This window comes from Streptomyces sp. NPDC088732, assembly GCF_044751205.1.
Lineage (GTDB): Bacteria > Actinomycetota > Actinomycetes > Streptomycetales > Streptomycetaceae > Actinacidiphila.
Genome location: NZ_JBIVLI010000014.1, coordinates 168,207 through 192,291 on the forward strand (window position 1 = coordinate 168,207; position 24,085 = coordinate 192,291).

At 72.8% G+C, this 24,085-nt stretch carries 26 protein-coding genes; 9 read left to right on the forward strand and 17 right to left on the reverse strand.

Translation table 11 applies throughout. From position 1 onward, the window contains the following. Positions 1-19 precede the first annotated feature (19 nt). Positions 20-142 carry a type B 50S ribosomal protein L36 gene (ykgO, locus tag ACIP9H_RS23950; RefSeq protein ID WP_319665974.1) on the reverse strand — a complete coding sequence of 41 codons (123 nt, stop codon included), beginning with the start codon at positions 140-142 and terminating at the stop codon, positions 20-22. A 118-nt stretch (positions 143-260) separates the two neighbouring features. On the opposite strand from ykgO, the gene ACIP9H_RS23955 reads away from it, so the two are divergent. Next, positions 261-746, forward strand: a complete 486-nt coding sequence (locus tag ACIP9H_RS23955; protein ID WP_401586123.1) for a DUF1003 domain-containing protein — start codon at positions 261-263, stop codon at positions 744-746. Here the strand turns inward: ACIP9H_RS23955 and ACIP9H_RS23960 are convergent. Together ACIP9H_RS23960 and ACIP9H_RS23965 are read right to left on the reverse strand one after the other, a co-directional pair. After that, the gene (locus ACIP9H_RS23960; RefSeq protein ID WP_401586121.1) at positions 729-1,064 is read right to left on the reverse strand and encodes a hypothetical protein; all 336 of its coding nucleotides are present in this window, start codon (positions 1,062-1,064) and stop codon (positions 729-731) included. The genes ACIP9H_RS23955 and ACIP9H_RS23960 overlap by 18 nt on opposite strands. 21 nt (positions 1,065-1,085) lie before the next feature. Next, positions 1,086-1,271 carry a hypothetical protein gene (locus ACIP9H_RS23965; protein WP_401586118.1) on the reverse strand — a complete coding sequence of 62 codons (186 nt, stop codon included), beginning with the start codon at positions 1,269-1,271 and terminating at the stop codon, positions 1,086-1,088. Between the two features lie 207 nt (positions 1,272-1,478). On the opposite strand from ACIP9H_RS23965, the gene ACIP9H_RS23970 reads away from it, so the two are divergent. Further along, complete coding sequence (locus tag ACIP9H_RS23970) at positions 1,479-3,245, forward strand: ABC transporter ATP-binding protein (protein ID WP_401586116.1); 1,767 nt, start codon at positions 1,479-1,481, stop codon at positions 3,243-3,245. A gap of 57 nt (positions 3,246-3,302) precedes the next feature. Here ACIP9H_RS23970 and ACIP9H_RS23975 read toward each other — a convergent pair whose 3' ends face one another. Then, a complete protein-coding gene (locus ACIP9H_RS23975; RefSeq protein ID WP_360910681.1) occupies positions 3,303-3,554 on the reverse strand; it encodes a hypothetical protein in 252 nt (83 codons plus the stop codon). A 384-nt stretch (positions 3,555-3,938) separates the two neighbouring features. Here ACIP9H_RS23975 and ACIP9H_RS23980 point away from each other — a divergent pair, with 384 nt between their 5' ends. Continuing rightward, on the forward strand, positions 3,939-4,100 hold the full coding sequence (locus ACIP9H_RS23980; RefSeq protein ID WP_401586113.1) for a hypothetical protein: 162 nt from the start codon (positions 3,939-3,941) through the stop codon (positions 4,098-4,100). A 30-nt stretch (positions 4,101-4,130) separates the two neighbouring features. On the opposite strand, the gene ACIP9H_RS23985 is transcribed toward ACIP9H_RS23980, so the two are convergent. After that, the gene (locus ACIP9H_RS23985) at positions 4,131-4,583 is read right to left on the reverse strand and encodes a DUF5990 family protein (protein ID WP_401960679.1); all 453 of its coding nucleotides are present in this window, start codon (positions 4,581-4,583) and stop codon (positions 4,131-4,133) included. Positions 4,584-5,037: 454 nt separating this feature from the next. Here ACIP9H_RS23985 and ACIP9H_RS23990 point away from each other — a divergent pair, with 454 nt between their 5' ends. Beyond that, positions 5,038-5,988 (forward strand): squalene/phytoene synthase family protein, encoded by a 951-nt coding sequence (locus tag ACIP9H_RS23990; protein WP_401960681.1) that lies wholly within the window; start codon positions 5,038-5,040, stop codon positions 5,986-5,988. A gap of 315 nt (positions 5,989-6,303) precedes the next feature. Beyond that, the gene (locus ACIP9H_RS23995; RefSeq protein ID WP_401960684.1) at positions 6,304-7,230 is read left to right on the forward strand and encodes an MHYT domain-containing protein; all 927 of its coding nucleotides are present in this window, start codon (positions 6,304-6,306) and stop codon (positions 7,228-7,230) included. Positions 7,231-7,362: 132 nt separating this feature from the next. Here the strand turns inward: ACIP9H_RS23995 and ACIP9H_RS24000 are convergent, their stop codons facing one another. After that, positions 7,363-8,820, reverse strand: coding sequence for a cellulose binding domain-containing protein (locus tag ACIP9H_RS24000; protein WP_401586104.1), 1,458 nt, complete (start codon positions 8,818-8,820; stop codon positions 7,363-7,365). Between the two features lie 243 nt (positions 8,821-9,063). On the opposite strand from ACIP9H_RS24000, the gene ACIP9H_RS24005 reads away from it, so the two are divergent. Continuing rightward, positions 9,064-9,906, forward strand: a complete 843-nt coding sequence (locus ACIP9H_RS24005) for a GntR family transcriptional regulator (protein WP_401586101.1) — start codon at positions 9,064-9,066, stop codon at positions 9,904-9,906. Here ACIP9H_RS24005 and ACIP9H_RS24010 read toward each other — a convergent pair. The 4 genes from ACIP9H_RS24010 to ACIP9H_RS24025 all read right to left on the reverse strand — a co-directional run bounded on the left by ACIP9H_RS24010 (position 9,899) and on the right by ACIP9H_RS24025 (position 13,356). After that, the gene (locus tag ACIP9H_RS24010; RefSeq protein WP_401960688.1) at positions 9,899-11,104 is read right to left on the reverse strand and encodes a glycoside hydrolase family 64 protein; all 1,206 of its coding nucleotides are present in this window, start codon (positions 11,102-11,104) and stop codon (positions 9,899-9,901) included. The two genes, ACIP9H_RS24005 and ACIP9H_RS24010, sit on opposite strands and share 8 nt — an antisense overlap. Positions 11,105-11,281: 177 nt before the next feature. After that, a complete protein-coding gene (locus ACIP9H_RS24015) occupies positions 11,282-11,929 on the reverse strand; it encodes an SIMPL domain-containing protein (protein ID WP_401586096.1) in 648 nt (215 codons plus the stop codon). A gap of 680 nt (positions 11,930-12,609) precedes the next feature. Next, positions 12,610-12,969 carry an STAS domain-containing protein gene (locus ACIP9H_RS24020; RefSeq protein ID WP_401586094.1) on the reverse strand — a complete coding sequence of 120 codons (360 nt, stop codon included), beginning with the start codon at positions 12,967-12,969 and terminating at the stop codon, positions 12,610-12,612. Between the two features lie 147 nt (positions 12,970-13,116). Then, the gene (locus ACIP9H_RS24025) at positions 13,117-13,356 is read right to left on the reverse strand and encodes a DUF5133 domain-containing protein (protein WP_401960691.1); all 240 of its coding nucleotides are present in this window, start codon (positions 13,354-13,356) and stop codon (positions 13,117-13,119) included. A 145-nt stretch (positions 13,357-13,501) separates the two neighbouring features. On the opposite strand from ACIP9H_RS24025, the gene ACIP9H_RS24030 reads away from it, so the two are divergent. Then, a complete protein-coding gene (locus tag ACIP9H_RS24030) occupies positions 13,502-13,849 on the forward strand; it encodes a hypothetical protein (protein WP_401586090.1) in 348 nt (115 codons plus the stop codon). Positions 13,850-13,867: 18 nt separating this feature from the next. Here the strand turns inward: ACIP9H_RS24030 and ACIP9H_RS24035 are convergent, their stop codons facing one another. Beyond that, positions 13,868-14,164 carry a WhiB family transcriptional regulator gene (locus ACIP9H_RS24035; protein WP_401586088.1) on the reverse strand — a complete coding sequence of 99 codons (297 nt, stop codon included), beginning with the start codon at positions 14,162-14,164 and terminating at the stop codon, positions 13,868-13,870. Positions 14,165-14,627: 463 nt separating this feature from the next. Continuing rightward, positions 14,628-15,125 carry a GNAT family N-acetyltransferase gene (locus ACIP9H_RS24040; RefSeq protein WP_401960694.1) on the reverse strand — a complete coding sequence of 166 codons (498 nt, stop codon included), beginning with the start codon at positions 15,123-15,125 and terminating at the stop codon, positions 14,628-14,630. Between the two features lie 290 nt (positions 15,126-15,415). Between ACIP9H_RS24040 and ACIP9H_RS24045 the strand changes: the two genes are divergently transcribed. Then, a complete protein-coding gene (locus ACIP9H_RS24045; RefSeq protein ID WP_401960697.1) occupies positions 15,416-16,171 on the forward strand; it encodes a VOC family protein in 756 nt (251 codons plus the stop codon). 30 nt (positions 16,172-16,201) lie between these two features. Here ACIP9H_RS24045 and ACIP9H_RS24050 read toward each other — a convergent pair whose 3' ends face one another. Further along, positions 16,202-16,798 carry an HD domain-containing protein gene (locus tag ACIP9H_RS24050; protein WP_401960700.1) on the reverse strand — a complete coding sequence of 199 codons (597 nt, stop codon included), beginning with the start codon at positions 16,796-16,798 and terminating at the stop codon, positions 16,202-16,204. A 103-nt stretch (positions 16,799-16,901) separates the two neighbouring features. On the opposite strand from ACIP9H_RS24050, the gene ACIP9H_RS24055 reads away from it, so the two are divergent. Continuing rightward, on the forward strand, positions 16,902-18,089 hold the full coding sequence (locus tag ACIP9H_RS24055) for a damage-control phosphatase ARMT1 family protein (protein WP_401960703.1): 1,188 nt from the start codon (positions 16,902-16,904) through the stop codon (positions 18,087-18,089). A 16-nt stretch (positions 18,090-18,105) separates the two neighbouring features. Here ACIP9H_RS24055 and ACIP9H_RS24060 read toward each other — a convergent pair whose 3' ends face one another. The 4 genes from ACIP9H_RS24060 to ACIP9H_RS24075 all read right to left on the reverse strand — a co-directional run bounded on the left by ACIP9H_RS24060 (position 18,106) and on the right by ACIP9H_RS24075 (position 24,016). Further along, the gene (locus ACIP9H_RS24060) at positions 18,106-18,384 is read right to left on the reverse strand and encodes a DUF6295 family protein (RefSeq protein WP_401586076.1); all 279 of its coding nucleotides are present in this window, start codon (positions 18,382-18,384) and stop codon (positions 18,106-18,108) included. Beyond that, entirely contained in the window at positions 18,384-19,121 is a 738-nt protein-coding gene (locus ACIP9H_RS24065) for a dienelactone hydrolase family protein (protein WP_401960706.1), read from the reverse strand. The genes ACIP9H_RS24060 and ACIP9H_RS24065 overlap by 1 nt, the downstream gene beginning before the upstream one ends. Positions 19,122-19,196: 75 nt before the next feature. Then, on the reverse strand, positions 19,197-21,323 hold the full coding sequence (locus ACIP9H_RS24070) for a substrate-binding domain-containing protein (RefSeq protein WP_401960708.1): 2,127 nt from the start codon (positions 21,321-21,323) through the stop codon (positions 19,197-19,199). Positions 21,324-21,460: 137 nt separating this feature from the next. After that, positions 21,461-24,016, reverse strand: a complete 2,556-nt coding sequence (locus tag ACIP9H_RS24075; protein WP_401586070.1) for a SpoIIE family protein phosphatase — start codon at positions 24,014-24,016, stop codon at positions 21,461-21,463. Between the last annotated feature and the right edge of the window lie 69 nt (positions 24,017-24,085).

Here is a 24,085-nt window from a genome sequence, read left to right on the forward strand (position 1 = left end):
CCGTTCCCGGAGCGGCGGCTCAGCCCTGGCGGGCCTTGAAGCGCGGGTCCCTCTTGTTGATCACGAAGACCCGCCCGCGGCGGCGGACGATCTGCGAGCCGGGAGCCTTCTTCAGGGAGCGCAGTGAGGCACGGACCTTCACGGTGACTCCTTCCGTTGTCGCGGGAGATACGAGCATGTCAACGCATGAGGGGGCCGGCTTCTTCCCGTCGCGGTACCCGGTGCGCAGCCGGTCGGCACCGCCCGGGCAGGATGTGCCCATGACGTCCCACCGCACCGGCCCCTTGCCGCACGTGATCAGCGCCCTGTCGCACGAGCAGGCCCTCCTCGCCCGCGGCCGCGGGCTCCAGGACCGGGTCGCGGACGTGATCACCCGCTTCGCCGGGTCGATGGGCTTCGTCTACGTGCACGTGGTCTGGTTCGCGGGCTGGATCCTCGCCAACGAGGGGGTCCTCGGCCCTGCCGCCGTCTTCGACCGGTTCCCCTTCGGGCTGCTCACGATGGTCGTCAGCCTGGAGGCGATCTTCCTGTCGACCTTCGTCATGGTGAGCCAGAACCGGCAGGCCGCGCGCGACAGCATCCGTGCGGACCTGGACTTCGAGACCAATGTGCGCTCGGAGGTCTGGTCGACGCACATAGGGCGGGCGCTCGGACTGGACCCCGTCGAGATCGAGCGGGACGCCCAGCGGGTCATCGCCGAGTGCCGGGCCCGGATGGCCGACGAGGCCTCAAAGCCCTCCGCCTGACGTGCCGTCGTCGCTGTCATCGCCGCCGCCGTCCTCGCCGCCGAGCGGGCCGGGACTGCTGAAATCGGGACTGCTGAAGTCGGGGCTGGAGAAGCCGGGCGACTCGAAGCCCGGAGACCCGAACGCGGGCGACGCGTGGCCGCTGCCCTCCGCGTCCGGCAGTTCGGGCTCCGGCACCTCGTACTTTGGGACCGGCGGGGCCGGCGGCACACGGCCCGCCTCCTCCCCGCCGGTGGACGTGGAGAAGCCGGGGCTGGAGAAGCCCGGCCGGTGCGGGTCGGACTCCTCCGGAGCGGGTTCCTCGCGGCGGTCGGTCATCGTCGTCTCCCCTCCGCGCTCTCAGCGCCGCCGGCCGCGGTAACCGGACCAGCGGGCACCGCTGCCCAGTCCACCGAGGTGGGCGGCGACCAGCGCGAGCCCGACCAGCAGCAGGCTCGTCGGCGTGAACACCGCGGCGGTGTCGGTACCGGTGGCGTTGATGACGAAGGCGACCGCGAAGACGACGGTCGCGATGACGGCCAACATGGCTGACTCCCCAGGGGTTTCGGGCGCCACATCGCGCCCTGTCCCTCTCCGGCTTCCCCCGGAGGACGCCTCCAGTCGGCCGGGACCGGACAGCCCGTGCTCCGCACCGTGACCGTGCGAACGTGCACACCCTAAGATCCCGCGTTGACCGGACGATGAGCCAGCGCCGTCTCATCCCCCGCACCCACGTGCTCCCGGAGTCCCCGTATGGCGTCGCCGCACGGCCCGCTCGACCACCGCTACCGCGGTGAACACCCGATCCGCACCCTCGCCTACCTCTTCCGCCACGACCGCGGCCGGCTCACCGTGGCGGTGCTGGCCTTCATGGTCAAGCACACGCCGATCTGGCTGACCCCGCTGGTCACCGCGCAGGTCATCGACGTCATCGTGCAGCACCGGCCGCTGTCCGGCATGATGCTCGGCACCGCGGTGCTGCTCGTGATGCTCCTGCTCAACTACCCCTTCCACCTGCTCTATGTGCGCTGCTGGTACGGCAGCGCGCGGCGGACCGGCATGCGGCTGCGCTCGGCGCTGTGCCAGCGGATGCAGCAGCTGTCCATCGGCTACCACGCGCGGGTCAACTCCGCGGTGCTGCAGACCAAGGTGATCCGGGACGTCGAGGCGATCGAGCAGGCCGTGCAGCAGACCGGCGACATGGGCCTGTCGGCCCTCGCCACCCTCGGCGGGGCGCTCGTGGTCATCGCCGTGCAGACCCCGTCCTTCCTGCCGGTCTTCCTGGTCGTGGTGCCCGCGACCTCCGCCCTGGTGATGTGGCTGCGCGGCCGGCTGCGCGAGTCCAACGAGTCGTTCCGCCAGGAGGTCGAGCAACTGTCCTCCAGGGTCACGGAGATGACGACCCTGATCCCCATCACGCGCGCGCACGGGCTGGAGTCCACAGCTCTGCGGCGGGTCGACGGCACGCTCAGCCAGGTGCTCACCGCCGGACTGCGTCTGGACCGGCTCAACGGCCGCTTCGGCTCGCTCGCCTGGATCATCCTCAACGTCCTGGGCACGTGCTGCCTGCTCGGCTCCGCCCTGGCCGCGTACCACGGCTGGCTCGGCGTGACCCCCGGCGACGTCGTCATGCTCACCACGTACTTCTCCTCGCTCACGGCCGCCGTGACCACGCTGCTCAGCCTCACCCCGGTGGTCAGCAAGGGCCTGGAGTCGGTGCGTTCGGCCGGTGAGGTGCTCCAGGCCCCCGACCTGGAGCAGAACGCGGGCAAGACCGAGGTGGCGGCGGTCCGCGGCCGGATCGACTTCCAGGGCGTCGGCCATGTCTACGAGGACGCCGGACGCCATTCCGTACGGGACTTCACGCTCTCCGTGCGGCCCGGGGAGACCATCGCGCTGGTGGGTGCCTCGGGCGCGGGCAAGTCGACCGTGCTCAGCCTCGTCATCGGCTTCCTGCGCCCGGCCGAGGGCCGCATCCTCCTCGACGGGGCCGACATGGAGTCCCTGGACCTGCGCAGTTACCGCCGTTTCCTGTCGGTGGTGCCGCAGGAGTCGATCCTCTTCGAGGGCACCATCCGCGACAACGTGGCCTACGGCATGCCGGGCGTGGCGGAGGAGACCGTGCGGGAGGCGCTGCGGGCGGCCAACGCGATGGAGTTCGTGGAGCGCCTGCCGGCCGGTCTCGACACGATCGTGGGGGAGCGCGGGGCCCGTCTGTCGGGCGGGCAGAAGCAGCGCCTGGCGATCGCCCGCGCCCTCATCCGGGACCCCCGTGTCCTTGTGCTGGACGAGGCGACCTCGGCTCTGGACTCGCGGTCCGAGGCACTGGTGCAGCAGGCGCTGGAGCGGCTGGTGCGCAACCGGACGGTGTTCGTCGTCGCGCACCGGCTGTCCACGATCAGGAACGCCGACCGGATCGTCGTCATGGAGGACGGCCGGATCACCGAGACCGGGACGCACGACCAACTGCTGCGCTCCGGCGGCTCGTACGCGGCGCTGCGCAGCGCCCAGACGGCCTGAGGCGGCGGCGGGCACCGGCTTGGTGCCCGCCGCCGCCCCAGGGCGGTCCGCCAGGGATCAGCGGTGGTGGTGGTGCTTGGCGAACGAGTGGTGGCGGTGGTTGTCGCGCTGGTGGCGGTGACCGTGCCACTTCGGCAGGTGGCGCAGGTGGTGACGGGCGTGGTGCCCGTGCCGCCCGTGGCCGTCGTGCGAGGAGTGCGAGGCGTGCGTGCCGGCCAGTTCCGGGGTGGTGGCGCCGGCGGAGGCGGCACCGCCCAGGACAACGACGACGGCCACGCCGACCGCGGTGGCGAAGCGGGGAAGACGCATGGTGACCTCCTGTCTCAGCGGGTGCCGGGGCATCCGCGGGGTTGGACAGGGCAAGCCTCGGCCCCCGCGACCCGGCGGTCGGGGCGGCGCGCCCGATATGACACTCAATTTGCTGGAACAAGGGGATTTCTGGAACCGATGACTGTCGGCCACTCGTGGTCTTCCGCTCCCGGGCCGGGGCCCGGTTTCCGCCCCCGAGGGACGGGGCAGGCGCGGTCGTGGCGGGCGTTGCCCTCCGTGATCCCGTCCGGAGCCGGGCGCACCGGTGTCACCGCGGGCGGTGGCCCGTGACGCAGCGTGCCCGCACAGGGCTGAGGTTGTTCGTGTATGTACTATTCAAGTGGGTATGTCGACATTCGAGAGGAATCGAGGAGGCACCGGACCGTGGACAACAGGAACGGCCACCCCATCAGTACCCGAATACCACGTGACCAGCAGATACGTACCTGCCGGCCGGCCATCGTGAAGACCGGCAAGCGCGCCGACACCTTGGAGCGGGACCAGGAGAACAGCACGGACTGGAACATCGTCCGGGGCGAGGACTGAGCCCCGCCCCCCTGAGCCGGCCGTGACCGCCTATCCGGCCGACCAGACGATGCGCGGCGGCCGCACGGCGGCGCACAGAGGGTGACCTCCGCCGTCGGTGAGGCCGAGGTTGCCCACCAGCAGGCCCGACCCGGCCGCCGCCGCCAGCACGTCGGGGTCGACGGCGTCCAGCATCAGCTTCGCCCGGCGGAACATCGTGAAGCCGCCCGCGCCGTCCAGCGCTCCCCACGTCAGATAGACGAACCGCCCACCGGGCCCGCCCTGCACATGGGGCCCCTTGACGTCCGTGCCCCCGGCGGCCGGGACGGCGACGCAGTCGAGCGTCCAGGTGACCGCCGCGGCGTCCGCCGGCTGGAGGTCCAGCAGCTCCCCGGGGCGGTTGCGGCGCTGGACCGCGACATGGACGTCCTCGTACACCGAGCCCTCCGGGCCGCACCTCTGGGTGCGCCCGGGCAGGTCGTGGCCCTCGATCCGGATCCGCACGGCGGCGCTACCCCGCCACGGGGAGGACGCGCCTGCCCGGCGCGCCGACTGCACGGGATCGCATCGTCTCGCTCGCCTTCTGCACGGGAGTGGGCCGGCCCGGTCATCCTACGGCGGCGGCCCGTGCCACCTCCGCCAGGAACGGCGGATCGGCACCCCGCGCGCGCGTCAGCTCGGCCACCTGCGCTGCCATGGCTGCGCGGCGGCGCGGCGTGTGACGACACCCCGGACCCGTTCGGGCAACTTCGGTCATCGGGCGCCCGGTTGGGGCTGTCCGGGTGGTGTGCCGCCGTGGGCGCGGGCCAGTGGTCGGCCCGTACAGGGAGCAGGACCCGGTACGGTGAGTCCCAGCTCAGAGGGTGTCCGGCGGCATCCGGGCAGTGAGTTTGCCGGTTCTACTGCGTTCGACTCGTCGCCGGGGCCCCCGTGGCCGGACGAACGGAGCGGCGGAACGATGACCACCTGGCGGCACACCCTGGACCGGGCCGGCATCGCCGACCCGGCGCTGCGCGAGGCCTACACCGCCCAGCGCCGCCTGGTCACCCGCTTCGACCGTGCCACCTTCACCGGGGTCCGGCTCCTTCTTCCGGCCGAACTCGTCCCCGACGTCGTCGCCGCGACCGCGTTCATGCACCACACGGACAATCTGCTCGACCAGGACGCCGACGGCGGGGCGGCCCGCACGGCGTTCACGGCCTGGGAGCGCCGTGTGCGCGGGGCCCTGGCGGACGGCGGCGGCGACCGCGGCGGTGCCGGTGGCGACGGGGACGGCGACCGGCTGCTGCGGGCCCTCGCCCACACCGTCGCGCGGCGGCCCGAGCTCGGTGACGTCGTGGCCGAGTACCTCGTTGCCGCCCCGGCCGACGCCGGATGGCGGGGCTTCGCCGCCGAGGCCGACTTCCAGGCCTACGTCGACGCGTACTCCCTGCCCGCCTTCCTGCTCGTCGCCCGCCTGCTGGCACCGGCCACCGGGTACGACGGCTACCGTGCCGCCTGCCGCACCTTCGTCGAGGCCGCCCAGCGCCTGGACTTCCTGGAGGACGTCGCCGAGGACCTGCGCGCCGGCCGTCTCGGCATTCCCGAGGACGCCCTCGCCCGCCACGGTCTGAGCCGTGACGGCCTCGAACACGGCGCGCCGGCGGGCGACTTCGCGGGGCTCGTGCGCGAGGTCGCCGCGACCGCCCGGCGCGGCCTCGCCGACTCCCGGCCGCTGATCGAGCTCGTCCCCGCGCCGCACCGGCCCATGACGCGCGCTTTGATCGACCTCCAGGGCCACCGGCTGCGCGCGGCGGAACGCGCCGGCTCCGCGCTGCTCCAGGGGCCGGCCCGACGCCCGGTCGCCGCCGCGCTGGGCACTCTCGCCGGCGCGTACGCGAGCACACTGCGCCGCTCCCCGGGCGCCTGAGCGCCGTCGGACGGCGCGTTTTCGGTGGGTGAGAATTCCCCCCGAGGGAACGGTGTGTTTCCGGTGCCGTGGGCGTGCGGCACCTGGAGGGACTTAATATAAGGTTCAAGCATCGGTGGCCGGGCGACGGGGGGAGTCGCCGCGGCCGTGCCCCGTGGAACGGCAAGGACGCCGTCGCGGGATACCGATGAGGAATTTGCGGGCGGTACGCCGGCGAGGTGTGTGGGTACAAGTGCCGGGCGATCCATGGTCCGCACCCCCCTTTCCTTTCCCGGTACAGCGCGTACCGTCCAAGCCAGGTGGGGAGTTTCCTTCGTGGGGCAGCATCAGCATCTCTATTCGCATTCCTTGTATCCCGTGCTGGCCTACCTCATGGCGGCCGTGGGCTCCGGACTCGGGCTCGCCTGCGCGGCCCGTTTCCACGCCCGGGGACTGGCCCGGGGCTGGTCGTGGCTCGCCGCCGGGGCGCTGACCCTCGGGTCGGGCATCTGGGGAATGCACTTCATCGCCATGCTCGGCTTCGCCGTCGACGGCGTGGAGTTCCGCTACGACGTGCCGCTGACCATCGTCAGCCTGCTGGTCGCCATCGTGATCGTCGGACTCGGGATGTTCGTCGCCGGAGTGCGGCGGTCCTGGTCCGGGCTGCTCACCGGCGGTGTCGGCGCCGGGATCGGTGTCGCCGCGATGCACTACATGGGCATGCAGGCGCTCCTGTTCCCCGGCCAGGTCGCCTACACGACCTCGCTCGTGGTGCTCTCCGTGGTGATCGCCGTCGTGGCGGCCACCGCCGCCCTGTGGTTCACCCTGCGGGTGAAGGGGACCTGGGCGACGGTCGGCGCGGCCCTGGTGATGGCCGTCGCGATCAGCGGAATGCACTACACGGGAATGGCGGCCGTGAACGTGCACAACGTGTCCGGCGTCCACACCGACACCGGTGTCACCGGCCTGGTCCTGGTCGCACCGCTCATCATCGGACTCGGCCTCGAACTCATGCTGATCACTTTCGCCGTCCTCATGAGTCCCGTCGAGGACGCGTCGAAGGCCGCGGAGGTCCCGGTGGTCCCGGCGGAGGAATTCCGGGTCGCGTCGTGGAATGGCCCCCGTGTTTCACCCGCCGCGGCACCGGCGGCGCCCGCGGCCTATCAGGAGCCCGTTTCCGGCCCGGTGAATCACGGCTCGTTCGGCGGTCCCCAGGGCGATCCGTCCCGCGAATCCTGGGAATCCCGGGAATTCAGGGACTGATCGCGGGCGGCCGCCGGACCGGCCGCAAGAATTCATGACGAACAATCAACAAAGTCCGCCCCGGGCTCCTTTGGGTCCGCGCCGCCGTCCACCACGCCCCTGTGGCGGTGGACGGCGGCGCGGGTTCGGGGGTCAGCTCCCGGGCACGGTGTCGGTGAAGGCCGTGCCCGCCGAGCGGTAGGCGGCGACCTTGGCGGCGACCTGTGCCGGGGTCAGCACCTGGTCCTTGACGAAGAGGACCCAGTCGACCTGCTGGTCGTACGAGCGCGCGGTGCTGCCGGTCTGGCCGGTGAGGTCGATCAGCCAGTGGTTGAAGTCGATCCACTGGCTGGTCTCGGGCAGGTACGGCTCGCCGTGCGTGCCGAAGACCTGGCCGTCGATGGAGTAGGTGATGGCGCTGTTGTCGATGGTCACCTGGAGGTCGTGCCAGCCGTCGTAGCCGGCGCGGTTCTCCGAGTGCGTGTTGACCGCGTTCCACGGGTCCGGGTTGTAGGTCTCCCAGGACGTCGTGTACATGATGTTGCTCGGCTCGCCCCAGCCGCCGTTGGGCAGGTACTCGAAGTCCTGCTCGCTGTAGTTGGGGTCCATGGGCGCGTTCAGCGGGGTGAAGGCGAAGAAGGTCTGGACGATGTGGTCCCCGTCCGGGCCGCCGGCCGCGGTGTCGTCGAAGCGGACCCGCGCCGCGTAGGTGCCGTTGCGGAACTTGCGGGCACTGGTCTGGATCTCGGTCTCCTTGGTGCCGGCGGCGGTGCCGTCGGTGGTGAGCCGGAGATTCATGACCTTGTCGCTGCCGGTGCCCGCGACGAAGGTGACGTCCTGCGGGGACCAGGTCGCGCCGGGCACGCCCGGGCCGCCCTGGCCGGACTTGACGGTCCAGCCGTGGCTCTGCAGCGCCGCGTCGCTGCTGGAGGCGTAGCGGAAGTCGTCGAAGAGCGCGGGCGCGTTCGGGTCGGTCGGCGGAGTCGTCGGCGGGTCGGTGGGGGGATCGGTCGGGTCGTTGCCGGCCGGGGCGGTGCCCCAGACGACCGAGCCGCCGCGCTGGAGGGTGACCTTGCTCCAGTCCGCGTACGCGGTCTGCGTACCGCTGAAGGAGTAGTCGTCGGACTGCGTCAGCCGCTGCCAGTCCGCGCGGTAGAAGCGCAACTGCATGTCGCCGGTGTTCTGGCCCGGGGCGAGCGTGCCGGCGCCGGAGGTGAAGCCGATCTCCAGGTAGCGGTCGGCGGTCGCGGTGGGGTTGGCGAGCGTGCCGAAGGTGCCGGTGATGTTGCCGCACCCCTTGACCGCCCAGGAGCAGGCGAAGCGGTACGCGGTCGAGGGGCTGTCGGCCTTGAAGTAGTAGCGCAGCGTCACCTCGCTGAGCGGGACGCCGGTGCTCCCGGTGTTGGTGATCTCGAACCAGGGCTCTGCCTGGTCGGCGGTCGCCCCCGGGGCGCTCGTGCGGTACTGGGCGCTGAGGGTGCCCACCGCGGCGGACGCGGGCAGGGCGGTCAGCCCGGCACAGGCCAGACCGGCCGCGGCGCAGACGGCCATGGCCGTGCGGATCCGGGCGGATCCGCGGCCCGGGCCGGTGGTGCGGGACGTTCCTGACATGGTGATCCCTTCCAGTCGGTGGAGCGCGTGGGGCTTACCACTTGGCAACTGGTCTTCCACTGGTAAGGGAAAATGGCATAGACCTGATGGGGGGTCAAGAGGCCGGGAGGCAAGGGACCGCGGGCCCCCTGTCGACAGGTTGGGCCGGAACCACTGGTGAACTGGTCAGCAACTGGCTAGCCTCGCACCGTACGGCGCAGCGCCGCACGGTGCGACTGCCGGGCAGGGAACGGGGGATGATCCATGACGGGCGAGGCGCCGCGGTCGCCGCTGAAGCGGGAGAAGGTCCGCGACCATCTGCTGGAGCTCGTCGAGTCCCAGGCGCCCGGCACGCCGATCCCGTCCGAACGCGCGCTGTGCGAGCGGCTGGACGTCTCGCGGCCCACGGTGCGCTCCGCCGTCGACGAACTCGTCAACACCGGCCTGCTCGTCCGCCGGCACGGCAGCGGCATGTTCGTCGCCCCGGCCAAGATCACCCAGGAACTCGCCCAGGGAGCCTCCGTCTTCACCCTGCCGCAGGCCGGGGGCGACTGGCTCAGCCGTGTGCTGGAGTTCGCCACCGTGCGGGCGGGCGCGCGCGTCGGCCGCAAGCTGCGCATCTCGCCCGCCGCCGAGATCGTCTACATCGCCCGGCTGCGGCTGGTCGACGGCGAGCCCATGGCCGTGGAGTACCTGCACGTGCCCGCCGGCCTGGTGCCCGGACTGTGCGCCGCCGACATGGAGTCCGGGGACTTCTACGCCTTCCTGCGCGACCGGCACGGCGTGCAGGTGCACGAGGCCGTCCAGTCCATCGAGCCCACGGTCGCCAACGAGGAGGAGGCACGGCTGCTCGCCGTGCCCGTGCTCTCCCCGGCGCTGCTCTTCGACCGCCTCACCTGCGACGCGCAGGGGCAGCCCGTGGAGTACGTCCACTCGCTCTACCGCGGCGACCGCTACCGCATCGTGTCCCGGCTCGCACTGGCCGGCACGGTACCGGCGGGGCCCGCACCGGCCGGGCACCACCCCGGGATGCCCCCGGACGAGCGCGCCGCACCGGCGGGCACGCTCGCCTCCTTCGTCGGGGACGTCCAGCCGCGGTCTAGCTGAACGGGTCCAGGGTGATGTACGCCTGCTGCGGATTGCCGTCGTTGACCAGTGACTCGTGGTTGCCGACGTCGTCGAAGGCGAAGGCGTACGCCCTGCCGTCGGCCATCCGCTCGTGGAGGGCGCGGGCGTAGTGGTTGGTGACGGCGTCCTGGTAGAAGTTCGCCGCGCTCGTGTCGGGCTGGCCGGCGTTGACCAGCAGCGTCGAACGGTTGAACCCGGCGCACAGGGTGCGTGAGATCGGGCCGCGCACCAGGTCGTTGGGGGCGTCCAGCAGCTTGTAGCAGCCGAAGACGCTGTCGCTGTCGGGCTTCTGGAAGGAGGTGACCACCGACCCGGAGGAGTTGGTGAAGTTCATGACGTTGCCCGAGACGCGCCCGAAGTACCTGGTGCCGGGCTGGTTCGCGAACGGGGTCACGGTCAGGGTGGAGGTCGTGTACTTCTGCCAGACGCGGTTGATGTAGTCGTCCATGACCGTGCGCGGCAGCGCGCCGGTCTCGATGCCGTGGCCGGGGGACAGGGCGCGCAGGACCGTGCCGTCCGAACGGGTCTGGATCAGGCCGGCCCAGCCGCCGCCCCGGGCCCGCAGCGCGTCGAAGAAGCCGGTGTACCCGCCGGGCTTGAGGTGCCCGGTGGTCCTCACGGAGCCGTCGGCCAGCCCGACGCCGACCGCGTAGGGCGCCGAGACCATGTCCACCTGCGTGCTGTTGATCCACAGCCCGGCGTCGTTGAGGGTGTACTCGGTCCAGTTGAACAGGATGTCGCGGTTGGGGTCGCTCGGGTTCTGCACGGCGGGCTGGACCAGGCCGCCCGTCGTGACCTTGAAGACGAGTTTCTGGCCGTACGAGAAGTAGAGCCGCCCCGAGAACTTGGGCATGCGGATCGTGACCGACCGGCCGTTGGCCGGCCCGGCGATCGACGCGTCCGGTGCCGGCGTCGGCGGGTTGCCCCCGGCGGGCCAGGCGTGGAACGTACCGTTCGCGTCGGCCCAGCCCTGCTGTCCGGTCGACAGCTGGGTGCCGAGGTCGTACAGGTACACCGGCCCTGTCCGGCCGGAGTTGTTGGTGACGGTCAGCGGGATGGTGGCCGGGACGGCGGCGCCGGCACGGGACGTGCTGCCGAGGGCCGTCAGGCCCACGGCCACCAGCAGCGCGGCGAACAGCACCGCGAGGGCTCTGCGTTGTGCGACTCGGGCGTGCATGTGGTTCCTCCTCGTGTGGGGGGTGGAGGATGCGGGCGCTCCGATGAGAGCGCTCTCAAATCTCCGCGTCACAGCGCGCACTGTCAATCCGCTGTTCCCAAGTCGTTTGTACGGGAGGTGTGTTGCCGCGACGGGCCCGGCCGCTCTCGCGGCCGGGCGCCGCGTTCGCCGCTCTCCTCAGCCGCTGATGATCGACAACCCGATGACCACACCGGCCGAGACCGTGATCTTCCCCGGTGTCAGATCGCCCTCGCCGTCGGCCCCGCTGCCACTGCTGTGACTGCGGTGGGTGTTGCGCATCTGCTCGGAGTCCACGTCCTTGACGTGGATCACCGGGCCGAGCCGGACGGAGGCTGCCTCCGCGTACAGGGCCGCCTTCTCCCGGGCGGCGGCAACAGCGGCCTTGCGGGCCCGCGCACGCAGGTCCTTCTTGGTGCTCACGTCGAACTCCACGCCCTCGACATGGTTCGCCCCGGCCTCGACGACGTCGATGAGCACGGTCTCCAGGAGGTCCAGTTCGCGCAGTTCGATCACGAACGACGCCGTGCACTCGTAACCGAGGAACGTGCGCTCGTTTCCGTAGGTCCACGACGATCGCAGGTTCAGGCGCGACGAGGACACGGCCGCGTCGGGAATGCCGTGTCCGCGCAGCACCTCCCGGATCCGGTTGGTGCCGCCCCGCGTGACCTCGAACGCCTCACCGGGTGTCGGTCGCGTCTGTGCGACGGCCAGGCGCAGCCGGGCCAGATCGGGCGCGGCGTCCACACTGGCCGCACCGAACACGGATATGCCCCATGGGGCGTCTATGGTCTGATGGCTGCTCATGCCACCCATCCAACCAGGACGGCCCCAGGTTCCGAAGATCGGCGCCCGTCCGGCGGCCGCGCGGCGGAGTCGCCTGCGGGGCGGGTTCGGCGCCGTCGAGCCGGGACGGGGCACGGCCGCGAAGGGGTGGTCGTCCGCGGCCGGTCCGTCCCTGTGTCCCGGAGGACGACCTCCTCGACGTCGGCGTACGCCGGCCGATGGTCCTCGGCGGGAGTCTGCCGGACGGGCCCTGGGGGACGTCCCAGTTCCTGAACGCGCCGTCGATCCGGACGACGAACCGCGGCGCGCCGTCCGGATCCCTGGCCCGCGATGACCCTCCGTCAGCCGAGCGCCGGGGGCCGTGGCGTTCTCCGCTCCCGCGGTCAGGTGGCGGGCGCGGGGCTCGGACCGGGGTCGGGCAGCGGGCCGGGTTGCGGTCCGGGACCCGGCGGTGCCGGGTCCGGCGGCACCGGATCGGGGCCGGGACGCGGCGGCTCCGGCGGTACGGGGTCGGGGCCGACGGGCGGCGGCAGGGGGCCGGGCGAGGGGCCCGGGCCGGGGCCCGTGGGACCTGGCGAGGGGACGGGGCTCGGGGGCACGGGGTCGGTCATGACCTGGTCCTCCTCGGACGTGGATCGAGGGGTTCTCCAGGACCGCGTACCCGGAGCCGCGGCGGTGACACGGCCCGTCGCGGCTGCGCCCTATGCCGCGGCGGCGAAGAGCTCCTCCGTGCCGGACAGCGACAGCAGCCGTCCCACCTGCCCGCTGACCGCGCTGAGCGTGACAGTGCGGCCGCTGTCCAGGGCGTGCAGGCGGACCCGCAGCAGGGCGTTGAGCCCGGCGCAGTCGCAGAAGGAGACCTCGCGCAGATCGACGTCGAGGCCGCCGGGGCCGTTCGTGCCGTCGCCCAGTACGGACTCCAGCGCGTGCCGCAGTGCCTCGGCGCCGTCCTGGTCGATCTCACCGGCGACGATGGCCAGTGGCCGGTCCTCGGCACCGCCGAAGCGGACCGTGAGCCGGTGAGCGGCCCATGCGGGACGGGGTGGGGGGAGGGGCGACACGGGGAGCTCCCAGTGGGGGTGGAACGCTCGATCCCCTTCAGGTTCGGGCCGCCCGCCGGTCGCGTCAAGCGAGACAGGGCGCGGACCGGCCCTTTCACGACACCGCCACGCCGTGCCGACCGGTCGTCCGCAGGATCCTCAGGATCCTCAGGATCCGGGGGGTTCGCCGGGTTCGCCGGGTTCACCGCCTGTTCCCGGCAGCAGGCGGCGGGCCACGTGCAGCGCCGCTTCCACGGTCGGTGTGCCGGTGGCCGCGCACAAGGCGGTGCCGAGGTCCTCCCTGTGCCTGCGGCGGGTCTCGTCGTCGTCCTCGCCGGCCGGCCGCGTGCACAGCGACTCGTACCGTTCGACGAGCATGTACAGGACCACGGGATGCGCCACCAGCATGATCGGACTCCTTCCACCGCCGGCCGCGCTCCGGGGCCGGCGGGGGACCGAAGGACGGCCACCGGAAACCGGCTACCCGCCTTCCCCGCCTCCATTCGGGGTAGATGGCAGGCATGGGTGGTGGCGAGCAGCGGAGGTGCCGGCAATGGGGAGCTCGGAACTGTCCGACCGGGAGAGGCGCACGCTGGCGGGGATGGAGCGGCTGCTGAGCGCCGACGCGGTCCTCGAACGGCGGTTGCGCACCATGCGTCTGACGCCCCGTGACCGGGCGATGGACGCCCTGCGGGACCGGGGGACGTGGCGGTTCCGGCCGCGGGTGCTGCTCGTCGCGGTGCTCGTGGCCGTGTCGCTCGCCCTGCTGGTCGCGACCGTGGTGACCTGGCAGCCGGGCCTCGCGGCGGCCTTCGGGGTGAGCTGGCTGCTCGCCGTCACGGTGGCCTTCCGGCGGCCGGGGGCGGCCCCGCCGCGGAACTTCAGACCGCGCACCGGGTGACGACGCGACGTGCGGGCTTCAGCGGACCGCCGGCCGGCGGTCCCTGCGAGGGGAGGACGGCGACGACGGGGAATGCGACCGGCGCAGCGCCCGGCGGCGCCTGATCGCCCGTCGGTCGTCCTCGGTCGTACCGCCCCAGATGCCCGGGTTCTGCCCGCTGTCCAGGGCCCACTGGAGGCACTGCTCCTCCACCGGGCACCGCTCGCAGACCGCCTTGGCCCGCTCCTCCTGGGCGGCCCCCGGTCCTGACGCACCGACCGGGAAGAACAGTTCGGGATCCTCGTCGGAACAAGCGGCGCTTCGCCACCAGCCCATGACAACTCCTTCCGGAGACGCGTACGGAGTGCTGCGGACTCTGCCGTGAGACGTCGGGTACCCGATCGGAGGGGACCCATGCGGTGGCGGACGGGAACCTGGGCCGAGGAGAGGACGACCGGTCCGAGGATTCAACGCCACGCCGGATCCCGTACGTTGGGTTCAACGTGGACCGCATGGTCATGTGCGGCTTGTGCATGGGGAAGCGACGGTGCCGCCTCACGGATCCCCATCGACCCTGATCAGTCGAGCTCCAGGTACCAGCGGCGGTCGCAGCCGGTGGTGCGGGCGTCACTGGGCTGGAGCAGCACAGCCCCGAACTCGCGGCCCGGTTGGACGAGGTGCCGTCCGATCTCGACGCCGCGCGGGCCGACCGAGACCTCACCAGAGCCCTGAACCAGCGTGGGTCAGAGGGCACCGCGGGGCGCTGAACGGCCGAGCCCCGCCCGTCGGCCGGTCGCCGTTACGAGTCGGCACGGAAGGAGATCCAGACATCGGGCGGCAGGTCCGGCCGACCAGGAATGGGCCTGCGCTCCTCGGACCAGCCCTCGCCGGCGATCTCGGTTGCGACACGCCGCCAGAAGCGGACTGCGGCCGCATTGGCGTCTTGGAAGGCGACTTCCCACCGCCCAGGATGGCTGGCGACGACCTTCTGAACGGCACGCAGGCCGATCCCCGCCCTGCGTGCTCCGCGAACCACGAAGAAGCTGTTCAGCACATGCGTCGGCTCAGTCAGAGCACGAACGAACGCGAAACCGGCAGGGCAATCGTCGCTGGTCAGCAAGTACGGCGCCCAGCCGGTCTCCGTGAAGGCGGCTTCAAGCCGCTCACCGCGGAACGTGCCGTCCGGGAAGGGGAGCCGGCCGCTGAATTCCGACATGTCGTGGCGGAACATGAGCCACAGCCGTTCGACGGCAGGACGGTCGTCAGCGGTCGCGAGGCGCACGGAAACGTCTGGCATGGCACTCCTTTGGACAGGGGACCGACCGTCGGACATGCGTATGCCGAACTCACTGGTCGGTGCCGCGGGCTGTCGCCCGAGAAAGGTGGTCATGCCCCGGGCGGTTCCCGAGGGGGCATGAAGAAAGCCTCCCCGGGGATGTGTATCCGACCGGGAAGGCTTCAGTGATGACAGGATCATAGCGTGGCACCCGATCGGCGGGGACCCGTGCGGCGATGGGCCCGCCCGCGCGAGGACCGGACCGGGAACCGGCGGCACACGCCAACCCTGCACGGTGACTGCCCGGTTGGGTGGACCGGGCCCCGTGGAAACCGGGTGCGGGCGGGTCACGGTCCCCCCAGGGCTGCGCTCGCGGGACGCGGTTCGCGCGGTTCTGGTCCGGGGTCCTGGGCTGGGAGCCGGTCGAAGGGCATGACGGTGTCGCCGTGCTGCCCCCTGACGACGCCGGCTTCCCGCTGCGTTTCGTGCCGGGGGGCCAGGAGCCGAGGACCGGGCGGAACCGGGCGCACTTCGACCTGACGAGCGCCTCCCCGGAGGACCAGCGCCGGACCGTCGCCAGGGCACTGGAACTGGGCGGGAGCCATGTCGACGTGGGCCAACTCCCCGAAGAGGAGCATGTGGTCCTCGCCGATCCGGACGACAACGAGTTCTGCGTGATCGAGGCGGGCAACATGTTCCTCGCCGGCACGGGCCTCGTCGGAGCGCTGTCCTGCGACGGCACGCGGGAGGCCGGCTGCTTCTGGAGCGAGGCCCTGAAGTGGCCGCTTGTCTGGGACCAGGACGAGGAGACCGCGATCCAGTCGCCCGACGGCGGGACGAAGATCACCTGGGGTGGTCCTCCGATACCGCCGAAGACCGGCCCCAACAGGCTGTTCCTGGAGCTGGAGATCCCCGCCCACGCCGACGGGGAGGCGGAGGCCGGCCGCCTGGTCCCGCTCGGCGCGACACGCGCCGGCACTGGTGCCGGCACCGGAATCGGGGACGCCGAGCGGATGCTGCTGCTCGACCCCGACGGCAACGAGTTCACGCTGTGGACGCCCCGGTAGGCGCTCGTCACGGACGTCAGGTTCGCCGGGTCAGCCCCGTACCGGGAAGGACGCCTGGAAGGCGAGGCGGCGTCCCGCCTGTTCGCCGATCCGGCCGAGGACGTCGTCGAGCGCGAGGAACTCCTCCCAACGGGACGTGCCGTTGGCCTCGGCCAGTCGTGCCACGAGGCGGTCCTTCAGATCCGGGACCCGCTTGTTCTTCCACACCTTGTCGGCGGTGCTGACCAGCAACTCCTCCGTCGTCACCGCCGGTCGCGCCCAGGACGCGTGGGTCCCGGCGAAGCGGGCGAGCTCCGCCGGGAAGCCGTGCGCCAGCAGCAGCTCCCGGCCCGCCTCCTCGTGCGCGGAGCCCGGGCCGGACAACTCGGCCTCGTGGACGGTCTTGCCGATGTCGTGCGTCGCCGCGCCGAAGAGCACCGCCTCGCGGTCCAGCGGGAGGCCCGGGCAGTGCTCCCGTGTCCAGCCGGCCAGCTCATGGGCGACGTCGTGGACGGCCCGCAGGTGCGCCGCCAGGCGGGGCGGGGCCTGAAGGCGCAGCAGGAGGGCGGTCACCGCGGGCGGCAGCGGGCGCATCGGCGGGTCGCCCGGGTCGCCGAGAGCGCGTTCCAGCGGATTCGGTGGGGTCATAGGGGTCCGCAGCGTAGAGGACGCCCTGCCCCGACGGGCGTGCGGTCCGTGATTTCGCGCCGCTTCCTGTGAGAATTGCGTTCCCACCGTTGGAGGACCACGCATGCCCCACCAAGCGCACGGCTCGACGCCCCCGGACGCGCCTCCCCTCACCTGCGACGAGCCGGGCTCCTTCGCCTGGAACGTCTTCCAGGTCCGTCACCCGGTGCTGATCGGACGGATCCTGGAGGCGGTTCCCTTCGGCGGCGCACAGCGCCAGGCGTGCGCAGCGCTCCTGGAGGAGTCCCGCCACGGCACCGTCGCCCCGCTGCCGGCGGACGCGGAGGACGCGGCCGTGTGGGAGCGCTGGGGACAGGGGATGTACGGCCGAGGGTGGCCCGAACTGCCGTTCCTGTGGGCGGAGTCGTACTTCTACCGCAGGCTGCTCGACGCCACGGGCCATCTCGCCGGAGGGCCCTGGCACGGTCTGGACTTCTTCGCGCCGTTCAAGGACGCCGAGCTGGACGGCCACGGCTTCGCCGGCGACCTCGCAGCCCTCGACGACCTGGCCGCGCTCACCCAGGAGGAGCGGGAGCACCGCCTGCTGACCGCCGCCGTCTGGGGGAACCAGGCCGACCTGGGCTTCACCATCGCGGGCGAGCCGGGGGGCGCCCCCGAGCCGTCCGGGACGTACGTGGCCGACGAGTCCGACCGGCTGTGGCCGCTCCTGGACGGCGGGCGGGTCGTCGTGGTCGCCGACAACAGCGCCCGCGAGATCCTCGCCGACCTTGTGCTCATCGATCACCTGCTGGCCGCGGGACGCGCGGGGCACGTCGAGCTCATGCTCAAGCCGCGCCCCTACTTTGTCTCCGACGCCACTCCCCGCGACGTGCTGACGTGCCTGCGCCGTATGGCGCACGCGCCCGGCGCCGCCGGGTCGATCGGGCACCGGCTCGCCGAAGCCCTGCGCACGGACCGCCTGACGCTGTCCACCCACCCGTTCGCCTGCGCGCCGCTGCCGTACGACGCCCTGCCCGGCGACCTGCGCGAGCGCTTCGCGGCGGCCGCCGTCACCGTGATGAAGGGCGACCTCAACTACCGCCGCCTGGTCGGCGACCGGCAGTGGGCCGCGACCGTGCCGTTCGCGGACGTCACCGCGTACTTCCCCGGCCCGTTCGCGGCCCTGCGCACCCTCAAGTCGGACACCCTCACCGGCGTCGACGCGCGGACCGTCGCCCGTCTCGACGCCACCGGCACGCCCTGGCGTACCACCGGCACCCACGCGCTGATCCAGGTGGGGATCCCCGGCTAGGCCCCCGCCAGGGCCCTCAGCGGCCCGCGGACGCCGAGGCGAGCCCGGGGGGCGCCGCGGCGAGGGCCGAGCGGATCGCCTCGACCAGCGCGAGCGCGGCCTCCTCGGTGAGCTCGACGGCCACCCGCGCCGAGGGGCCCAGCTCCGGGTTCATGAAGTCGATGTTGACGGTGTGCTCGAAGGGCGCGTGCTGCGGATGGTCGACGTAGACCATCGCGTCGGTGAGCGCGAAGTAGCCCTGCGCGCCCTTCCCGCTGCCCTCGATGCGGACCTTCTCCGTGAGGTAGGTGCACATCAGAGGTGCTCCCCGAAGAACGTGAGGATCCGGGACCAGCCGTCGACGGCCGCCTGCGGCCGGTAGCTGGGCCGGTCGGCGGCGAAGAAGGCGTGGCCCGCGTTCTCGTAGCTGTGGAACTCGTACGGCTTGCCGTGGGCCTTGAGCTCGGCCTCCAGCTCGGCGACGTGCTCGGGCGAGGGATAGCTGTCCTCCACGCCGAACAGCCCGAGCAGCGGGGCGCGCAGGTCCTTCGTCAGGTGCAGCAGCGGCTCGACCTGGAGGGGGAAGCCCTCCGGCGGCCGGCCCGCGACGAAGGCGCCGTAGCAGTCGACGGCCGCCTGCACGTCGAGCGAGGCGTCCACCAGGAACGCCTGCCGCCCGCCGGAGCAGTAACCGATGACGCCCACCCGCCCGTTGGACGACGGCAGCCCGCGCAGGTACGCGGCCGCGCCCGCCACGTCGCCGAGCAGCCGCTCGTCGGGCACGCCGCCCCGGGCCCGGGCCGTCGCGGCCGCGTCGTCGGGGGAGGCGCCGGGGGCCTCACGGCTGTAGAGGTTCGGGCAGACGGCCGCGTAGCCCTCCGCGGCGAAGCGGCGGGTGATCTCCTTCGACGGGGCGTCGTAGCCCGGCATGTGGTGGATCACCACCACGCCGCCCAGCGGACCGGGGGTCATCGGGCGCGCCGCGTACGCCTCGATCGGGTCGTCGTCGTGGCCCGTGACGGTGATCGTCTCGGCCAGGATTGCGTCGTACATGAAAGGGGTTTCCCTTCGAGGTGACGGATGATCGACACGATAGTCCGCCGTTCCGGAAGGCTCCCTCCCAGGTACTCAGCCCAGCCCTCCGACGGCGGTACGGACGCGCGCGGCCAGTGCCTCCGGCAGCCGGGCGTGCCCCTGCCGCACCGCGGTCTCCTGGCCCTGTGCGCCGACGGTGTACGACAGGAACGCCTTGAGCGTGGCGAGCGAGCGGGCGTCGTTGCCCTTGGCGCACACGAGCGCGGAGTCGACCCTGGCGAGGGGGTAGGCGCCCTCGGCGTGGGTGGCGGGGTCCAGTGCGACGGTCGCGAGGGACGGGTCGCCCGCGCCGACCGCCGTGGTGGTCGCGGCGGAGGTCGCCGCCACCGGCTTGGACGCGCCGGTCGCCAGCCGTACGGTGTCCAGCCCGGCGGCGTCACCCAGGTCCAGATAGCCGATGGCCCCGGGGACCTGCGTCACCTGGGCGCGGAGCCCCTGCGAGCTCTGGGCGCCCCGGCCGCCGCGCCCCGGCCACGATGTGCCGCTGCCGTGCGACCACGCGGCGGGGGCGGCTCCGGCCAGGTAGCCGGTGATCGTCCTGGTGGTGGCCGAGGCGTCGGAGCGGTGGACGGCGGTGATCGCCTGCGACGGCAGTGCCGTGCCGGGATTGAGCCGCCGGATCGCCGGATCGTCCCACCGGGTGATCGCGCCGTCGAAGACCGCGGCGAGCGTGGGCGCGTCCATGACCAGGTCACGGACGCCGGGAAGGTGGTGGACGACGGCCACGGGGGTGGCGGCGAGCGGCAGGACCAGGGCGCCCCCGGCCGGGCACCGCTGGTCGGCCCGCGTCCGGTCCGCGGCGCTCAACGGGCTGTCCGTCAGGGCGAAGTGGGTGGTCGCGCTGGTGAAGGCCAGCACGCCTGCGCCGGTTCCCGTCGGGTTGTACCGGACGTCGGCGCCGGGGCAGGCCTTGGCGAAGCCGCTGGTCCACGCGGTGACCACGGGGTCCACGCTGCTCGCGCCGCTGCCCCGCAGGTCCCCGTTCGCGCCCGCGCACGAGAACGCGGCGGCGGACGCCTTGGACGCCCCGGAGGACGTGACCCCGCTCGGGCCGCCCCTGCCCGACCGCCTCCCTCCGTCGCCGTCGCCCCCGTCGACCAGCAGGGGGACGGTGACGGCGGCCGCCGCGACCAGCAGCAGCGCCGCGCCCACGGTGAGCGCGACGCGGGTCCGGGAGGGCCGGGCCCGCTCCCCGGGCGGTCCCGTGGGGTCACCGGGGGCGGGGCCGAACTCCCCGGCGGGCGGCGGCGGTACGGCCGGACGCAGGGTCGGGGTCGGCAGCCGCGCCGGCACCGGGGCGGGGGCCGGCGGGGCGTCGAAGGGGACCGCGTCTGCGATGTCCGAGGCGCCCGGGGCGTCCGGGACGGGCGTCATGAGCGAGTCGTGCAGGCCCTCCACGGTGGGCCGCCGCTCCGGGTCCTTGGCGAGGCAGGACGTCACCAGGGGACGCAACTCCTCCGGCAGGCCGCCGAGGTCCGGCTCCTCGTAGACCACGCGGAAGCCGATGGCGTGCGAGTTGTCGCCGCTGAAAGGCCCGTGCCCGGTGGCCGCGAACGCGAGCACCGAGCCGAGCGCGAAGACGTCCGCCGCGGGACCGGCGGTGTCCGCGGTGAACTGCTCGGGCGCCATGAAGGCCGGCGTGCCGACCACGACACCGGTCTGGGTGAGGCGTTCGCCGTCGGCGGCGTGCGCGATGCCGAAGTCGATGACCCGGGGGCCGTCCTCCGAGAGCAGCACGTTGCCGGGCTTCAGGTCGCGGTGGGTCAGACCGGCCCGGTGGATGTCGCGCAGCGCCTCGACCAGCCCGGCCGCCAGCTGCCGCACCTCCCGCGCGGGCAGCGGGCCCTGTGCGGTGACGCGCCGGTGCAGGGAGTCACCGGGGACGAAGAGCGTGGCGAGCCAGGGCTGTTCCGCGTCGGCGTCGGCGTCCACGACGGGTGCGGTGAAGGCCCCGCTGACCCGGCGGGCGGCCGCCACCTCGCGCCGGAACCTGACCCGGAACTCGTCGTCCGTGGCCAGTTCGGGGCGGATCACCTTGACGGCCAGGCGCCGTCCCGACACCGACCGGGCGAGGAACACGACCCCCATGCCCCCGGCGCCGAGCCTGCCTTCCAGCCGGTACCCCCCGACGGACCGCGGATCGCCGTCCAGCAGCGTCACCTGTGCGCTCCCTCCACGCCGCCCCGCCCTCCTGAGCAGCACTCAGCATAGGGAAGCGCGGGCGGGGTTCCGGCACCGGCCGCTCCTGGAGGAGATGCCGGAACATGCCCGCCTCGTGACGCGGCGGTGCGCCGGGTTCACAGCGCGCCGCCGGTCCCGTCCGCCGGTTCGCCGAGCGGCTGTTCGGCCCAGATGGTCTTGCCGCGCACCTCGTAGCGGGTGCCCCACAACTTCGCGACCTGGGCGACCAGGAAGAGACCGCGCCCGCCCTCGTCGGTCTCCAGCGCACGGCGGGCACGGGGCGAGGTGTTGCTGCCGTCGGAGACCTCGAGGATGAGGGTGCGTTCGTGGATGAGGCGCAGCCGGAGCGGGGGCCTGCCGTACCGGATGGCGTTGGTGACCAGTTCGCTGACCAGTAGCTCGGTGGTGAACTCCAGCTCGCCCAGGCCCCATTCGGCCAGCTTTTCCACGGTGAGCGTGCGCGCCCGCCCGACGGCCTCCGGCTCGGAGGGCAGCTCCCAGGTCACGTGCCGGTCGGGTTCCAGCCCGTGCACGCGCGCGAGCAGCAGCACGTCGCTGTTCCCGGCCGAACCGGGTGAACCCTGAAGAACAGGCGAACCTGCCCGCAGACGGTTCAGGACGGCGTCGCCCGCCTCGCCGAGCGACGCGAGCCCGCCGCGGGCGTGCAGGGCCGACACGATGGCCGGGTCGGACAGCGCCTCGCGCAGCCGCGCGGAACCCGCCCCGCGGTCACGCTCGCCCGGCGCGCCGAGCAGCCCGCCGGTGTAGAAGGCCACGACATCGCCGTCGGCGAGGGTCACCTCTCCCGATTCGTACGGGACCGCGCCGACGCCCAGCGGGGCCCCGACCGGGACGTCCACGAAGGAGGCCTGCCCGCTCGCGCCGACGTGCACCGGCAGCGGGTGGCCCGCGCCGGCGAAGCGGCACTTGCGGGAGATCGGGTCGTAGACCGCGAACAGGCAGGTGCGGGCGGCCTGTTCGGGGGGTTCCAGCGGGGCGGACCGGTCGTTGAGGGTGCGTTTGACCTGGTCGTCGAGATGGGTGAGGAGTTCCTCGGGCGACAGGTCGAGGTCCGCGAGGGTGCGCACAGCCGTCCGCAGCCGCCCCATGGACACCGCCGCGTACAGTCCCTCGCCGCCGGCGTCGCCGATCACCATCGCGACCCGGGCGCCGGAGAGCGGGATCACGTCGAACCAGCCGCCGCCGAGCACGGCCTGCTCGCCGGACGGCAGGCAGCGCGACACTGCCTCCACGCAGCGCAGTTCGGGCAGGCTCCGCGGCAGCAGGTTGCGTTGCAGCGTCAGCGCCGTGGTCCGCTCCCGGGTGTAGCGGCTGGCGTTGTCGATGCACACCGCGGCGCGGGTCACCATCTCCCTGGCCAGCGGCAGGTCGTCGTCCTCGAAGGGGTGCGCCCGGGTGATCCGGACGAAGACCGCGGAGCCGAGCGGCGCGCCGCGGGCGAACATGGGGACCAGCAGCCAGGAATGGACGCCGTACCGGGCGGCCAGGGCCGCGCGCGCCGGATCGGACGCCGCCAGCTCGCTCGTGACCTCCTCGCCGCTCAGACGGACCGGTTCCCCGTCGGCGAGGGCGCGCCGGGTGTGGGAGTCGGGCGCGGAGGCGAACGTGTCCACGTCGCCGGTGGTGAGGATGGATTTCGCCAGGTCGCTGGCCTCCATGGTGCTCGCCGCCCGCCGCAGTACGACCGTCTCGTGCAGCGGGCCGGTCACCGGCTCGGCCCCGCCGAAGACCGGGTCCAGCAGATTGACGTAGGCGAGGTCGGCGAAGCGCGGCACGGCCACGTCGGTGAGCTCCTGCGCTGTGGAGAAGACGTCCAGCCGGCTGCCGATGCGGGCACTGGCCTCGTTGACGAGGTCGAGCCGCTCACGGGCGCGGGACTCCTCGGTGGTGTCGGTGACCATGTGCGCGAGCGCCACCACGTCACCGGCGGCGCCGCGCAGCGGCAGGATGGTCTCCTGCCAGACGGTGTCCCGGTCCGGGTCGCGCGGGTCGCGGCCGCGGACCTCGGTGCCGATCAGCGCCTTCCCCGTGGCGAGGACCTGCCGCTGCCGGCTCTCCAGGGCGTCCACGTCGAGCAGACCGGGCGGCGCGGCCTCCCGCATCGTCCGCCCGACGACGTCGTCGAATCCCGGCGCGCGCTTGCGCGAGTCGTTCTGGGCGACGAAGCGCAGGTCCCGGTCGAAGACGTCGATGATGAACGGCGACTCGGTGAACACACCCTGGAGCAGAGCGTGACGCAGGTCGCCGCGCCGCACCGTCTCGGCGTCCTCGACCTGGAGCAGCCAGTGCTGCCGTCCGGACAGGAAGAGTGGATGGGCGCACAGCACCACGTCGACCCGGTGGCCGTCGAGGTGGCGCAGACCCGCCATGCCGAGCACGACGGAGCGGTCCTTGCGGCGGCGTTCCATGACGCGGGCCGCTTCGTCCGCGTCCGCAGTGGTGTGCAGCAGATGGACGGCGGGCTTTCCGATCACCTGGGCGGCCGGGTGCCCGAGCAGCCGTTGCGCGCCGGGACTCCAGCTCGCGATGGCGCCGCGGTCGTCGAGCACGGCGTACGCGTCACCCTTCACGGGCGAGCCGCCCGAGGCGTCAGGGAGCACCGCGCCGCCCGCGTCCGCGCGGCCGGTCCGGGCGGCGGTGCCTCGTAGCAAGGACCTCCACAGCTCAATACTGCCTTCAGGCAAGATCTGGAGCACCCGCTGGCGGCCCACCGCGGCCGG

What these genes read in the sequence shown, in the direction of transcription:
- ACIP9H_RS23955 (WP_401586123.1), top strand. Translation starts at nt 261, where the DNA reads ATGACGTCCCACCGCACCGGCCCCTTGCCGCACGTGATCAGCGCCCTG.
- ACIP9H_RS23960 (WP_401586121.1), bottom strand. Translation starts at nt 1,064, where the DNA reads ATGACCGACCGCCGCGAGGAACCCGCTCCGGAGGAGTCCGACCCGCAC.
- ACIP9H_RS23965 (WP_401586118.1), bottom strand. Translation starts at nt 1,271, where the DNA reads ATGTTGGCCGTCATCGCGACCGTCGTCTTCGCGGTCGCCTTCGTCATC.
- ACIP9H_RS23970 (WP_401586116.1), top strand. Translation starts at nt 1,479, where the DNA reads ATGGCGTCGCCGCACGGCCCGCTCGACCACCGCTACCGCGGTGAACAC.
- ACIP9H_RS23975 (WP_360910681.1), bottom strand. Translation starts at nt 3,554, where the DNA reads ATGCGTCTTCCCCGCTTCGCCACCGCGGTCGGCGTGGCCGTCGTCGTT.
- ACIP9H_RS23990 (WP_401960681.1), top strand. Translation starts at nt 5,038, where the DNA reads ATGACCACCTGGCGGCACACCCTGGACCGGGCCGGCATCGCCGACCCG.
- ACIP9H_RS24000 (WP_401586104.1), bottom strand. Translation starts at nt 8,820, where the DNA reads ATGTCAGGAACGTCCCGCACCACCGGCCCGGGCCGCGGATCCGCCCGG.
- ACIP9H_RS24005 (WP_401586101.1), top strand. Translation starts at nt 9,064, where the DNA reads ATGACGGGCGAGGCGCCGCGGTCGCCGCTGAAGCGGGAGAAGGTCCGC.
- ACIP9H_RS24010 (WP_401960688.1), bottom strand. Translation starts at nt 11,104, where the DNA reads ATGCACGCCCGAGTCGCACAACGCAGAGCCCTCGCGGTGCTGTTCGCC.
- ACIP9H_RS24015 (WP_401586096.1), bottom strand. Translation starts at nt 11,929, where the DNA reads ATGAGCAGCCATCAGACCATAGACGCCCCATGGGGCATATCCGTGTTC.
- ACIP9H_RS24025 (WP_401960691.1), bottom strand. Translation starts at nt 13,356, where the DNA reads ATGCTGGTGGCGCATCCCGTGGTCCTGTACATGCTCGTCGAACGGTAC.
- ACIP9H_RS24030 (WP_401586090.1), top strand. Translation starts at nt 13,502, where the DNA reads ATGGGGAGCTCGGAACTGTCCGACCGGGAGAGGCGCACGCTGGCGGGG.
- ACIP9H_RS24035 (WP_401586088.1), bottom strand. Translation starts at nt 14,164, where the DNA reads ATGGGCTGGTGGCGAAGCGCCGCTTGTTCCGACGAGGATCCCGAACTG.
- ACIP9H_RS24040 (WP_401960694.1), bottom strand. Translation starts at nt 15,125, where the DNA reads ATGCCAGACGTTTCCGTGCGCCTCGCGACCGCTGACGACCGTCCTGCC.
- ACIP9H_RS24050 (WP_401960700.1), bottom strand. Translation starts at nt 16,798, where the DNA reads ATGACCCCACCGAATCCGCTGGAACGCGCTCTCGGCGACCCGGGCGAC.
- ACIP9H_RS24055 (WP_401960703.1), top strand. Translation starts at nt 16,902, where the DNA reads ATGCCCCACCAAGCGCACGGCTCGACGCCCCCGGACGCGCCTCCCCTC.
- ACIP9H_RS24060 (WP_401586076.1), bottom strand. Translation starts at nt 18,384, where the DNA reads ATGTGCACCTACCTCACGGAGAAGGTCCGCATCGAGGGCAGCGGGAAG.
- ACIP9H_RS24065 (WP_401960706.1), bottom strand. Translation starts at nt 19,121, where the DNA reads ATGTACGACGCAATCCTGGCCGAGACGATCACCGTCACGGGCCACGAC.